The organism is Zobellia laminariae, from assembly GCF_030553095.1.
Lineage (GTDB): Bacteria > Bacteroidota > Bacteroidia > Flavobacteriales > Flavobacteriaceae > Zobellia > Zobellia laminariae.
Genome location: NZ_CP130738.1, coordinates 1,047,334 through 1,060,248 on the forward strand (window position 1 = coordinate 1,047,334; position 12,915 = coordinate 1,060,248).

Consider the following 12,915-nt stretch of genomic DNA (forward strand, 5'->3'; position numbering starts at 1 on the left):
CAAGGACAAGAGCAAATTATACACGCCAGAGATGTACTTAGCAGTCAAATAAATGCAATGAAAGCTCGGTTTAGAACTTTTGAATCCTATGCCAACACCTCTTTTGAGGAAGCCTTTCTAGAAGAAGAATTAAAAGATGCTTATGTACTTAAGGCAAAAATGCTAAGCAGTATGTATGTTGAAAATTTAGGAAACGGAAAATTCAAAACTTCACCCCTACCCATAGAGGCCCAATATGCACCCGTTTTTGGAATGGAAGTGCAAGATTACAATAATGATAATAACCTAGATATACTTTTAGTAGGTAATATGCATCCTATGGAAGCCTTAACAGGAGCATACGATGCCTTTTCAGGGTTATGTTTACTGGGTGACGGAGAAGGAAATTTCAAAGCGACCAAAAGCTCAGAGAGTGGGTTAAAGATTGATGGTGATGCCAAAGCAGTAGTACAGTTACAATCTGCCAATGGAAGTCCAATCGTTTTAGCAAGTCAAAACTTAGGGCCAACAAAAGCATATACTTATTCCTCCAATAAGAAGATAATCCCCATAGCTACCAATGAAGCGTACGCTATTATCTATCTGAAAAATGGAAATCAATATAAGCAAGAATTCAATTACGGAAGTTCCTACTTGAGCCAGACCTCTAGAACTTTAAAAATAGACCCAGAAAAAACGGAAGCTATAGAAGTCTTCTCTTACCTAGGACAAATCAGAAAAATAAAAATGAGCCATGAGGAGTAAGTTTATATTATTTTTTTTGCTTCTAGCTGGTATTACACAATTCTCTTGTGAAGAAAATTCCAATCAGCTATTTACTCCCGTAACCGCCTCTCATAGTCAAGTTGATTTTTCCAACGACATTGAAGAAGATGACACTTACAATATGTTCAACTTCATGAATATATACACGGGTGCAGGTGTAGGGATAGGAGATTTTAATAATGATGGATTACCGGATATTTTCTTTTCCGGAAACATCGTATCCAACAAACTTTACATCAATAAAGGCGATTTTGTTTTTGAAGATATTACCAAAAGTGCCGGACTAGAAAATTCTAGCTGGTGCACAGGGGTAAACGTTATAGATATAAACCAAGACGGCTGGTTAGATATTTATGTGAACGTCTCCGGTTCTGACATTCCTGAAAACCGGGCTAATTTATTATACATAAACAACAAGGATAATACCTTTACGGAACAGGCAGAAGCATATGGTATTGCAGATACTGTGCAAGCCACACAATCTGCCTTTTTTGATTATGACCTAGATGGTGATTTAGACATGTTTTTAATTATAAACCCAGTAAACTACACCATGTCCAATGTAAACTCCGTGCGCCCAAAATTGGTGAATGGAGAAGCAGATAGCACAGACAAACTCTACAGAAATAATGGAGACGGAACCTTTACAGATGTTTCCTATGAGTCAGGTATTCGGGTGGAAGGGTATAGCCTAGGACTTGGCATTAGTGATGTAAATAATGACGGATGGCCAGATGTCTATATCTCCAATGATTTCCTGACGAATGACGTCATGTACATCAATAATGGAGATGGTACTTTTTCCGATAAATCTTCAGAGCAATTAAAACATACCAGCTTTGCAGGAATGGGTAATGATATTTCTGACATCAATAATGATGGTAAAACAGATATCATGGTATTGGATATGCTTCCGGAGGACAACAAAAGATTAAAGAACCTTATTCCGTCCGTGAGTTACAACAAATTTAATATGCTCAAAAGCAAGGGCTATAATGAACAATATACACGTAACACACTTCAAATTAATAATGGTAACAACTCCTTTAGCGAAATATCTTATTTAGCGGGCGTTTACAATACAGATTGGAGCTGGAGTGTCCTATTGGCAGATTATGACAACAATGGAACCAAAGATATATTTATCTCAAATGGATTTAGAAGGGATGTTGGCAATATGGATTACATTAATTACCAACAGCAAAAATCTAATTTCTTTGGTACTGACGAAGCAAAAAAAGAAAATAAATTAAAAGAAATCAAAGAATTACCAAGTGCTGCCGTACCCAATTACTTTTTTAGGAATAACGGAGATTTAACCTTCACCAATACCTCAAAAGAATGGGCTGCTGTTGAACCTAGTCTTTCTAACGGAGCCGCTTATGCAGATTTAGACAATGATGGCGATTTAGACCTTGTAATCAATAATATAAATGAAAAAGCAAGCATCCTAAGAAACAACACAGATAAAACAGGCAAAAGCCATTACCTAAGATTGCAGCTGAAAGGAAGTGATAAAAATAAGGGCGGTATAGGCGCAAAAATAAGCTTAAACACAAATGATGATTTTCAATACTACGAGCATTTCCTGACAAGAGGGTACGCATCAAGTATAGATAACAACATACATTTTGGACTCCCAGAACATACCTTAATTGATAGTCTTATAATCATTTGGCCCGATAGAAAAAAGCAGGTACTACACCACGTAAAGAGTGACACATTACTTGTTTTAGATTATAAAAATGCTAAAATAGCAACAGACAGCATTAGCCCAGAGCAAACATTATTATTTGCAGATGTTGCTGAAGAATTAGGCATCTCCATTCAACATGAGGAAAACAACTATATAGATTTCAATACACAACCACTCCTACCACATATGCACTCCCAATTGGGACCTAAACTTGCCGTAGGCGATATTAATGGGGATGGTTTAGAAGACTTTTTTATAGGAGGAGCAAAAGGCTTTAGCGGTTTGTTTTTTACACAAACGAAAGACGGAAACTTCACCAAACAACCCCTAAATTCAGGAATAGAAAGTGAAGATACAGATGCTTTGTTTTTTGATGCGGATGGGGATGGAGATTTAGATTTATACGTTGTTAGCGGAGGTTCCGAGTTTCCAAAAAACCACGTAGCTTACCAAGACAGATTATATACAAACGATGGTTTAGGAAATTTCAAACGCAACTTAACCGCCTTACCCAAAATGACAACTTCAGGTGGCGTAGTAGCGTCAGGGGATTATGATGCGGACGGTGATTTAGATTTATTTGTTGGAGGAAGACTTATTATGGAGAATACCCAATGCCTACAAAGAGTTTTATTCTAAGAAATGACAAGGGTATGTTTACTGATGTTACCGATACGGTTTGTACCCCACTGCAAGAAGCAGGAATGGTTACTGCTGCACTTTGGACAGACGTAGACAAAGATGGTAACTTAGACCTAATGGTTACAGGAGAATTCATGCCTATCAAAATTTTCAAAAACAACGGAGATACTTTTACAGATGAGACAAAAAATGCAGGCTTAGATAAATCCTCTGGTTGGTGGAATAGCCTTGCTCAAGGCGATTTTGATAATGATGGCGATATAGATTACATAGCAGGGAACCTTGGTCTTAACAGTAAATTCAAAGCTTCAATAGAAGAACCTTTATGTATCTACACCAGTGACTATGATAACAATGGCACCCTTGACCCTGTCATGTGCTATTACATTCAAGGGAAAAACTACCCTGCACACCCACGGGATGCATTAATTGGTCAGATACCTGCAATGAAAGGTAGGTTCATAACATTTGAGTCTTATTCCGATGTTACTTTTGAAGAAGCCTTTCTTCCCGAAGAACTAGAAGCCGCCCATGTAGTAAAGAGTCAAACTTTTGAAAGCGCCTATATAGAAAACTTGGGTAATGGAAAATTTAAGATTATAGCTCTTCCCATTGAAGCTCAACTAGCACCGATCCATGCAATTCAAGTTATGGATATCAATGCAGATGGCAATTTAGATGTTCTTCTTGCGGGTAATGATTACAGTTGGGATGCCTCGGTTGGTAATCATGATGCCGGCATAGGGCTTTCTTTAATAGGTGATGGTAATGGAGCATTTACCCCGCAAATGGGGAACGCAACCGGTTTTTTTGTGGATAATGATGCCCGTGATATTCAAATTATAAAAGGAGCTTCAGGCGAACCAATACTACTTGTAAGTTCAAACTCAGGAGTACTGAAGGCTTTTGCTATAAAAAACTAAATTTTTGAGAGTTTACTAGAGTTGTTCTAAAGTTAAAACTGGTTTCACAAGTCCCCTTTTGGTTTGATCGTTCCCAAGAAATATTTGTTTCTTGGAGCGGCCTTTTTCGTGACCAAAAATCAATTAACTTAGTTGTATTCCTAAAAAGCAATATCTTATCTAACACCCACATTACGGTTGTTGGCAGTATTTACAAAAATGTATCCAAACGCTAAAGACATAGAATTAATAGGAGAATATCTCCGAATTTATAAAGAGACTATGAAAAAAATAATCCTTCTTTCGTTTGCTTTACTTTTATGTTTTGGATGCAGAAATAACAAGACGACAAATCTTGAAAACAAAGTGCCAGAAAAAAATTCTAAATCTATTGAATATGGCATAAACAGAAATATAATAACCTTCCGAATTGCTAATAATCTTATTGAAGAAAAAAGAAAATGGCCTACAAGACCTAACCCAGTAAGAAATGATCTAATGGCATCTTTTTCAGAATTTAAAAATCACAAAGTTCTAGATTTAATAAGCAAGCTATCAGGAGACAATGGAATTGTTATCTATTTACTTCATCAAAAAGAATTTCCTGAATTCGGAGATAAGTATAACATCTCAAATATCAACAAAGAATATGAATTAGATGATACTTCTGCAAATGGCTTAGACCCAAAATGGAATTTGCTTTACACTGCGTTACATAATTTTTATGTTGAAGCGAATGTTGAACTTTTTATACAAGAACACCTGTATTACTATGAAGGTGCAATTTCAGAAATTTCTGAAATTGCAGAAAAGTTTGATTTAGTTGGTAAAATGGAAGAGTATACAAACCAATCAAATGACCGCTATATTATATCTCCCGAACCCCTTTTCATAACAGGTGGTTGGCGAGGTATTGGCCCAACGATTAATACTGAAAAAAAATCAATTGCATATCAATTTATAAGTCCATCAGACAAAATTGACTTAACTCATTTTTCTACCGACTCCATAAAACAATACGGTTATAACGATAAAGAGTTTATACGCAATTTATGTGTACATGAATTTGGTCACCCTTTCGTAAATTATTCGTTTTACAACAAAAAAATATCTAATTATATTCAAAATCATGAGTCTACCCTTACCAATGAAATGAAAGAAACAATGCTACAGGAAGGCATTGGAAACTTAACTGGTTATTTGGTAGAACATGTAGTTAGGCTATTAGAAATTAGAATTGCAGCCATTTATTTCAGTACTAAAGATGCACAAAAAATAAGAGACAAAAACAAGGGTTTTGTATTTCTATCAAAAATGGAAAGCGAATTGATAGATAATTTTGAAAAAAACAGAGATAAATACCCAACTTACGCAGATTTTATTCCCGAATTAATAAAGGTTATAGCACATAAATAAACCCTAGAATGCAAAAGATTACAGAGGTAAGAAAACTAAAGATTATACCCCCTCCAACACAATTATCTCCCGATGAAAAAGCTAAAAACATACTTTAACTGGAGCACAGGTAAGGATGCCGCATTAGCATATTACCACCTTCAGAAAGATGACCGATACCAAGTAGAACAATTCGTCACCTCTGTAAATGCGCACCATAACCGGGTTTCCATGCACGGCCTTAGAAGGGAATTGTTATTAAAACAAGTGCAAGAAATTGGACTTCCCGTGACAACAATGGAACTTCCAGAGGAACCTACAATGGAAGAATACAACGCACAAATGGAACAAGTTGTTACCAAACTAAAGCCCGATGGATATTCTCATTGCGGTTTTGGCGATATTTTCTTAGAAGACCTTAGGGCTTATAGAGAAGAGCAACTAAAAAAATATGATATTAAATGTCTTTTTCCACTTTGGAAAAGAGATACTAAAGAGCTCTTAGAAGAGTTTTTGGATTTAGGTTTCAAAGCCATAGTTATCTGTATAAAATCTGAATTATTAGACACCTCATTTGTTGGAAGAGAAATTGATAGAAATTTCATTAAAGACTTGCCTGCGAATGTTGACCCATGTGGTGAATACGGAGAATTTCACACCTTTTGTTATGACGGTCCAATTTTCAATAATCCTGTGAAATTTACCATAGGTGAAAAAGTTTACCGGGAATATAAGAATCCAGTAAAAGATACTAAAGCAAAAGAACCGGATGCAATGGGTTTTTGGTTTTGCGACTTAATACCGGTTGATGAATAAATGATAAATAAACATCTACATGGATTTCTTATTTCTTAAAGCCCAAGGAAAAGAAATAGTATCAATAATCTCAATAATTCCTCCAAATAAAAAGAATTAGGTTTTCCCGTTTAAGTCAATCTATTTTCATTTATTATCATCTTGGTGCTGGTTCATAAAGAGGTATCTTTGTCCTCGTATTATTTTTCAACACCCCTTCGCACTAGCGAATTGATAAGGCTATTTTATGTCCTTATTTTGATTAATAAAACGCTAGCAACCAATTTAATGCCTGATTGCTAGCAAGTAACTCATGTAGTGGTTTTAATCCTTACGCTTTGCTCAGCTCATTACTTTGCAATTCGTTTCAATTCAAAAAAATGGCGCTTTCAAAATCTACAGTAAATAAAACTTCAAAAAAAGAAGATGACAAGTCTGAGCCAATTCTTGTAAACAAGCCAGAACCTTTTGTATCTGAAACAGGAAAACCCATAATAGTCTTTGACGGCTCTTTAGACCTTAAGCGTACTATTAAAATTTTAGAAGGTGGCAAGCCTATTTTAATAACTGCTTTTTATAGTGATGGCTTACTGCTTCTTAAAGAGTTGCAATTACATCTAAAGAAAAAGTTACCTAATAAAACCCTTAAAGAACAACACCAATTCCGTTCTGCTTTTCACAAACTTTCAAATCTAGTTTTAATAGAAATCGTAGACCATAAACTGGAAGTAAAAAAAGCGCCTTCTATTGGTTGGTTAGAAAAATTATATCCAAAAGACAACGATTTCATATTGTCCTTTCCGCAAGTTCAAGGCCTAAACAGTGCTTGGCAATGGTACAAAAACGGAATTAGCACTCCTGTGTTACGGAACAAAATACACCCTTATTACGGCACATATTTCTCTACCCGTTTTGAAAAACTGATTCTTTTTGATAATTGGTTAAAACGTTATGAAGGACCTAAAAAATCTGCTATTGATGTAGGCGTTGGTACTGGCGTATTATCCTTCCAGATGGTTAAGCATGGCTTTCAAAAGGTTTTTGCCACGGATACAAATCCTAATGCCATAATAGGCGTAAAAGAACAATTGGGAGACACGAAGCTTTCCAGAAAAATTGAGCTGGATTATGGTTCTCTTTTTGGGAAATGGGATAAACAGACAGAATTAATTGTTTTTAATTCGCCTTGGTTGCCAAAAATAGATAGTTCGGATAAAAATGACGAGGCTGTTTATTACGATAAAAACCTATTTCCTGATTTCTTTGCCGCAGCAAAAGAGCGCTTGTTACCAGACGGAAAGCTTGTAATTATATTTTCTAATATAGCCCAGTTAACAAAGTCAACAAAACAACACCCTATTAAGAAGGAATTGGAGTCTGGTGGCAGGTTTAAATTAGAAAAGTCTTGGACAAAAGATGTGAAGGGCACTTCAGACAAAACAAAGGAGGATAAAGATTCTCGCCCTACCGAAGAAGTAGAGCTTTGGGTATTGACAAACTAGTCCCAAATAGCTTTTTTTCATTTAGCATGTTAGCTTTAAAGGCGTTTTAAGATGGTATTAGATTTTGATAAATCTTATCCTTCTTAGAGCAGCAAACTGCAACCGTTCCATGAACAGCTTTTATTTTTGACTTATCTCATTTCTAATAGAAAGTATATGGGACAAATAAACAATGGGAACAATATAATATGGTAAATAGATATAAGGGAATTTGAATAGGGCTATGTTAGGCTGATTGAATGCGAATTGCTGTATTGGTAATGGAGATGATAGAATTGCAATCACAACAATAATAGTCAAGAAAAGTATTCCAACACTATTCCATAGTATCACAAACAGTTTTGGCAATTTGTTTCTTGTTATTAGAAGGTATAAGAGAATTATTAATGCTGAAATCCCAAATAAAATATCAAAATTATAACCGGTAAAGGTCATCAATTTCGGAATCAGCTTTCTTAAAAAGAGTTGATACAATACTACCTCCACTGGTATTCTTAAAATATGTACAGCCAATAACTTGTTGGAATTCAAGCCATCTTTCTGGACTATTTTATAAAAATATGTAGCCACGACTATACCCAAAAAAATTACCAGTAAAAATCTTGGAGGCTTGGTTTCTGTATTTTCAAAAAATCCAGAATACGCCAGCACTCCAGTTACCAAAAGTAATATAACACTCAAAATGAGGACTTTCCTATTTTGGCCAGTTCCCAAATAGAAGAGAACTAGCGATAAAATGGTAATGAGTATAAAAATTAAACTAAGCATTTTTAAAATTATTTCCTAAATTGATTTAAGTGATGGTCTGTGTGCTTATAAACAAATTGTCCAATCTGCTCTTTACTCATTTTTCCAAAAAACGGATGTACAAAGTTGGTGTTTGAAAATGTTGAATATTCCCATAACAGATCAATCCATTTCCTTTGTTCATTTTCAAAATTTCCGGTTCCTGTAATTTTCATTTCAGGATGGGTGGGTTGGTTTTTCTTTATGGGCTTTTCATCCTTTAAAATTCCCTTTAAGGCCGTTGAACCAAACAACCGGCCAATAAATAAACGTTTGTAAGTTTTCTTCCCTAGAAACATCTCTTCACCCAAGCAGCAGTGTTTCACCATTTGATAGGCATTCATTTTACCCCATTGCGCAGTGTCATTAGCTTCTAATGTATTGATTCTTAAAACCAACTCTTCAACTGTATTTTGGTTAAATATCGTTTTCATATAAGTACGTGTTTTAAGATTCCATGGGAATAACATTCCTGACCTCAACAGACCCACCTAGTGTTAGAATAGGACAATTTTTAGCCATTTCCGTAGCATCCTTTAATGAAGAGGATTTCACGACCATATTACCGCTTAAGGTTTCGTTATTAGAAACATTAATATTGTTTTCAATATGCCCATTTTTATGTATTAGATTCCCTTCAAAACCTATTCTGGAAGTACTTACTAATTTAGCCTGCGAAGCAATAATACCTATAAATGCACCCCATTCTTTCTGCATTCTAGCAATTTGTGTTGCAGTAGGCTGTTTCTTACTCGGTTCCCTACGGAAGAGAAACACAAATTCTTTTTGATTTTCCATTCGTTTACATTTTCACTAATTATCTATGTTGTAAAGTTGCGAACAACGGAGAATATAAAACTTGTCCTATGGCAAGAAAACCTATTCCTCAGAAATTTCTTTCCTGAGCCTACTTAGAGAAGTGTCCGTAATACCAAGAAAGGAAGCAATGTGCTTTAAAGAAACATTTTGTATTACGTGTGGCTTTTCTTTCATCAGCCTTAAATACCTGTCCTTAGCCTGATCAGCAATCATGGATACACTTTGCTGTTTTAGTGAAAAGTAACTACTCACAAGGGTTGTACGGCCTTGCTCCCTAAAACTTCGGATGTTATGAAAAAGAGTTTGAAACGTATCAAAATCTAATTGCCAACAAACACAATCCGTTAAAGCCTGAATATTTTCCCTTGTGGGGTTTCTCAGAAAAAAAGATGTCCAGTCAATAACAATATCTCCCGTAGAATAGAAATTAGTTGAAATATCATTGCCTTCTGTATCCACAACATAAGAACGTACAAACCCGCTTTCTACAAACCAATATTGATTTTCCGTAGTACCCTCTTGCAAAAGAAAATCGTTTTTGGTAAAGGAAACTTGTTTGAATTTAGGAAAAATTAGATCCCTTTCTTCAGCGGAGAAATCTTGAGCTTTGAAAATGTTATTTAAAAAATGTTGTTCATTCATTTCTTGCATTTCTATTGGGTGGTTTCTTTAACCATGCAAAATACATTTTTACAAAACTATATTGGAATCCAAATTTATATTTTGCTAATCTATTATAACCAACCACTTCACTTCTGCCCTAAGCCATTTCAAATTAACCTAACGTGCTATCTTTAAAGTATCATAAATGCAATACAATTAAACCCTTTATAGCACTTAAAAAAAACTTATTAATGTATATTACCACTCTATTTAAGGATGAAAGTTATGGGAGATAGTAAACTGCTAAATTATATTAAAGAAGTACTGGAAAATATGCCTGCTGGATGGTTGAATCTAACAACCCACAGGCTAGATATTTATAATGAAAGTTTAGCTAAAACTCAATTTTTACATCAGTTTGAAGCCTTATTTAATAAAGCCAATTCCACTCAATCCGCCCTAAATGAGTTACCCACCGCTTACGACTATATTAGATTGGGCCACCCTTTATCTTGTATTCTAGAGTGGGTAATTGCTCACTTAAATAATCTGAAAGCAGATAATGTAATTAGCTTTTCATCAAAGACGATTCCCGTTTTAGCCATTTTAAGAAAAAACTTGTTAGAAGGTAACAACACCCAAATCATCTATACAGATGACTTGCCAACATTTTTTAATGCCGAAGTTGTAAAGCGGGTGTATGGCTATAAGTTTGAATTGAAAAAAATTGAAAAAGCTTCAACTATTACAAAGTTTGATGGCAGTACCATCTTCATTTCGCAACAAGAAGAAATTGGTTCAATTGACCATAATCTAAATATTGATTTTTACGTCAACCTTAATTCTAAACTAGGCAGTATCCTAATTATAAATGGTAAGGAAAATGAGAGTTATATTTCAGATATTCAGCATGTAAGAAGAAGGGAAACTATTGCCATGACACCGGCAAATTCTATAGTTGCCTTAAAGTCAATCATCGGGCAATCTTCTACCAATACTAAGATAACCAGCACGGAGACTAACAAAACGCTAGTCTTAAATTCAATTGCAACCGTTACTGGTTCCAATACAAAGGCTTTGCTTGCTTCTAGCGGACTTTCTATGCAGTATGCCATTATGATGGGTCTAATTCATGATGCTTTAGACAACCATAAAGGAAAGGCTATAAAAATCATAGTTCCGCCTAATTGTTATGGTGGCACCAATGACCAAGCAAGACGTGTAGCTGCTTGTATTGACAATGTAGAAATCGTGGATTTACTTGTGGATGGTGATAATGATATGGTACAGAGTATTGACACCATTTTAAATAACATAGCTCACGAAGATGCCGTTCCCTACATCATTGCAGAAATCCCAACAAACCCTAGAGTAGAAGTTCCAAACCTCATTAACTTAAAAGCTGTTTTGAGTCAAGAGCGAAAAACGGACAGTGGTGAGATTGCAATTGATCCCGTTTTTATTTTAGACCAAACATTTTGTCCTAATGTTCACTTTCTAGGCGAGAATGCCATCCTATCTACCATTAGAACCATTTCATATGTTAGTGGCTCTAAATTCCCTAGCGGCGGCCAATGTACTGCTGGCTATTGCGTAGGAAATACAAAAACGGAAGCTTTGATGGACAAAATAGACATGCATTTAAGACTTTGCGATAATGAAGCTACAGATTATCAAGTTGAAATATTGGCAAAGCAATTACCTTCTATGAATGAAAGAATTTATGATGCTTATAAAAACACTCGCGAATTTGCAAACTATATCCACGAGACCCTACCAGAAGCAAAAATCAATTTTGTTTCAGAAGAACTGGCATCAGAAGGGTTCACGCCATCTGTTTTTTCATTAGACCTGCCCACTAAAGGCAATACCCCTGAGGAAAAAGAAGTGTATAAGAGAGCGCTAAACCTGAAGTTAATCAACTTAATGATTACCGAAATTCCTAACGAGAGCAAGTTCTGTGTAAGCTACGGGCAGTTGAAAGGTTGTTATTGGACTATACCTGCTACTTCTACTCAAGGAACGACTAAAGAGGGCGATAAAGATTACATCGTACGGGTATCACTTTCACCAAGTTTAGACCTGGACCATCACAAAAAAGTGTTTTTAAAATTTGTTGAAAGTATTTGATTTTGGTAGAAGAAATACTCCTACCCAAAAACTAAGAAACAGCTGGTTATGTAGCTATGAAATACATTAGCACCATGGATATAAGGCCGTATTTAAACCGAATAAACTTTACTGACTCTCCGGAAGTCAACAAACGTGTTCTTTATGAACTTCAGAAAAAGCACCTTCTAAATATTCCGTTTGAAAATTTGGATATCCACTATGGAAGAGAAATAAATCTTTCGATAGTTGATATTTACAAGAAAATAATCATTGAAAAACGTGGCGGATTCTGTTACGAGCTAAACGGGCTATTTCATCAACTTCTAAAAGAAATTGGTTTTAACGCAAAACTGATTTCAGCTCGCGTTCATTTACAAAATGAAGAATATAGTCCTGAGTATGATCATATGGCAATTATCGTTAATTTGGAAAACCAAGATTATTTGGTAGATGTCGGTTTTGGAAAGTTTACTTTAGAACCGCTAGAATTAATACCAAACCAAAAGATTACCGATACTCTTGGCCAGTTTCAATTCGACATCTTTGAAATGGACTATTACCGGATAAATGAAATAAAAAGCAGTGATTTACTTCCGCAATATATTTTTAAAACTGACCCACGCGAACTTTCTGAATTTGTTCAGAGATGTGAATTCCACCAGACAAGCGATAAATCGCATTTCAGAAAGAAAAAATTAATATCCATTACAACAAATGAAGGAAGAATAACGCTCAATAATTCACAGTTAAAAATCACTAAAGCAGGAATAGAAGAAGAGATAAGATTTAAGGAAAGTGAGTTTGAAACAAAATTGAAGCACTACTTTGACATAGAAATTAGAAAAGATAGTTACTAATAAAGTCTAAAACCATTCCAAACCTATCTCAACTCTAGTAT

The 12,915-nt window shown here is 35.2% G+C and carries 12 protein-coding genes; 8 read left to right on the top strand and 4 right to left on the bottom strand.

Going from position 1 to position 12,915, the window contains the following annotated elements:
• The first annotated feature begins 57 nt into the window (after nucleotides 1-57).
• The 6 genes from Q5W13_RS05050 to Q5W13_RS05075 all read left to right on the top strand — a co-directional run bounded on the left by Q5W13_RS05050 (nucleotide 58) and on the right by Q5W13_RS05075 (nucleotide 7,697).
• On the top strand, nucleotides 58-744 hold the full coding sequence (locus Q5W13_RS05050) for an FG-GAP repeat domain-containing protein (RefSeq protein WP_304445564.1): 687 nt from the start codon (nucleotides 58-60) through the stop codon (nucleotides 742-744).
• Nucleotides 734-3,100: a VCBS repeat-containing protein gene (locus Q5W13_RS05055; RefSeq protein WP_304445565.1), complete on the top strand. Its 2,367-nt coding sequence runs from the start codon at nucleotides 734-736 to the stop codon at nucleotides 3,098-3,100. The genes Q5W13_RS05050 and Q5W13_RS05055 overlap by 11 nt, the downstream gene beginning before the upstream one ends.
• Entirely contained in the window at nucleotides 3,076-4,026 is a 951-nt protein-coding gene (locus tag Q5W13_RS05060) for an FG-GAP repeat domain-containing protein (protein WP_304445566.1), read from the top strand. The genes Q5W13_RS05055 and Q5W13_RS05060 overlap by 25 nt, the downstream gene beginning before the upstream one ends.
• Before the next feature lie 180 nt (nucleotides 4,027-4,206).
• On the top strand, nucleotides 4,207-5,421 hold the full coding sequence (locus Q5W13_RS05065; protein ID WP_304445567.1) for a DUF4932 domain-containing protein: 1,215 nt from the start codon (nucleotides 4,207-4,209) through the stop codon (nucleotides 5,419-5,421).
• A gap of 72 nt (nucleotides 5,422-5,493) precedes the next feature.
• Entirely contained in the window at nucleotides 5,494-6,216 is a 723-nt protein-coding gene (locus Q5W13_RS05070) for a Dph6-related ATP pyrophosphatase (protein ID WP_304445568.1), read from the top strand.
• A gap of 359 nt (nucleotides 6,217-6,575) precedes the next feature.
• A complete protein-coding gene (locus Q5W13_RS05075; RefSeq protein WP_304445569.1) occupies nucleotides 6,576-7,697 on the top strand; it encodes a methyltransferase in 1,122 nt (373 codons plus the stop codon).
• 120 nt (nucleotides 7,698-7,817) lie between these two features.
• On the opposite strand, the gene Q5W13_RS05080 is transcribed toward Q5W13_RS05075, so the two are convergent.
• The 4 genes from Q5W13_RS05080 to Q5W13_RS05095 form a co-directional block, all read right to left on the bottom strand.
• On the bottom strand, nucleotides 7,818-8,378 hold the full coding sequence (locus tag Q5W13_RS05080; RefSeq protein ID WP_304445570.1) for a DUF8737 domain-containing protein: 561 nt from the start codon (nucleotides 8,376-8,378) through the stop codon (nucleotides 7,818-7,820).
• A 95-nt stretch (nucleotides 8,379-8,473) separates the two neighbouring features.
• Entirely contained in the window at nucleotides 8,474-8,917 is a 444-nt protein-coding gene (locus Q5W13_RS05085) for a DUF1569 domain-containing protein (protein WP_304445571.1), read from the bottom strand.
• Nucleotides 8,918-8,930: 13 nt separating this feature from the next.
• The gene (locus tag Q5W13_RS05090; protein WP_304445572.1) at nucleotides 8,931-9,281 is read right to left on the bottom strand and encodes a YciI family protein; all 351 of its coding nucleotides are present in this window, start codon (nucleotides 9,279-9,281) and stop codon (nucleotides 8,931-8,933) included.
• Between the two features lie 81 nt (nucleotides 9,282-9,362).
• Complete coding sequence (locus Q5W13_RS05095) at nucleotides 9,363-9,944, bottom strand: Crp/Fnr family transcriptional regulator (protein WP_304445573.1); 582 nt, start codon at nucleotides 9,942-9,944, stop codon at nucleotides 9,363-9,365.
• A gap of 246 nt (nucleotides 9,945-10,190) precedes the next feature.
• Between Q5W13_RS05095 and Q5W13_RS05100 the strand changes: the two genes are divergently transcribed.
• Both Q5W13_RS05100 and Q5W13_RS05105 read left to right on the top strand, forming a co-directional pair.
• A complete protein-coding gene (locus Q5W13_RS05100; protein WP_304445574.1) occupies nucleotides 10,191-12,035 on the top strand; it encodes a PLP-dependent aminotransferase family protein in 1,845 nt (614 codons plus the stop codon).
• A 56-nt stretch (nucleotides 12,036-12,091) separates the two neighbouring features.
• Nucleotides 12,092-12,874, top strand: a complete 783-nt coding sequence (locus Q5W13_RS05105) for an arylamine N-acetyltransferase family protein (protein WP_304445575.1) — start codon at nucleotides 12,092-12,094, stop codon at nucleotides 12,872-12,874.
• Nucleotides 12,875-12,915: the final 41 nt, after the last annotated feature.

Bases quoted from the DNA above. Each gene is read 5' to 3' on its own strand.
- Q5W13_RS05090 (WP_304445572.1), bottom strand. From the start codon at position 9,281: ATGGAAAATCAAAAAGAATTTGTGTTTCTCTTCCGTAGGGAACCGAGT.
- Q5W13_RS05060 (WP_304445566.1), top strand. From the start codon at position 3,076: ATGCCTACAAAGAGTTTTATTCTAAGAAATGACAAGGGTATGTTTACT.
- Q5W13_RS05105 (WP_304445575.1), top strand. From the start codon at position 12,092: ATGAAATACATTAGCACCATGGATATAAGGCCGTATTTAAACCGAATA.
- Q5W13_RS05085 (WP_304445571.1), bottom strand. From the start codon at position 8,917: ATGAAAACGATATTTAACCAAAATACAGTTGAAGAGTTGGTTTTAAGA.
- Q5W13_RS05055 (WP_304445565.1), top strand. From the start codon at position 734: ATGAGGAGTAAGTTTATATTATTTTTTTTGCTTCTAGCTGGTATTACA.
- Q5W13_RS05100 (WP_304445574.1), top strand. From the start codon at position 10,191: ATGGGAGATAGTAAACTGCTAAATTATATTAAAGAAGTACTGGAAAAT.
- Q5W13_RS05050 (WP_304445564.1), top strand. From the start codon at position 58: ATGAAAGCTCGGTTTAGAACTTTTGAATCCTATGCCAACACCTCTTTT.
- Q5W13_RS05095 (WP_304445573.1), bottom strand. From the start codon at position 9,944: ATGAATGAACAACATTTTTTAAATAACATTTTCAAAGCTCAAGATTTC.
- Q5W13_RS05070 (WP_304445568.1), top strand. From the start codon at position 5,494: ATGAAAAAGCTAAAAACATACTTTAACTGGAGCACAGGTAAGGATGCC.
- Q5W13_RS05075 (WP_304445569.1), top strand. From the start codon at position 6,576: ATGGCGCTTTCAAAATCTACAGTAAATAAAACTTCAAAAAAAGAAGAT.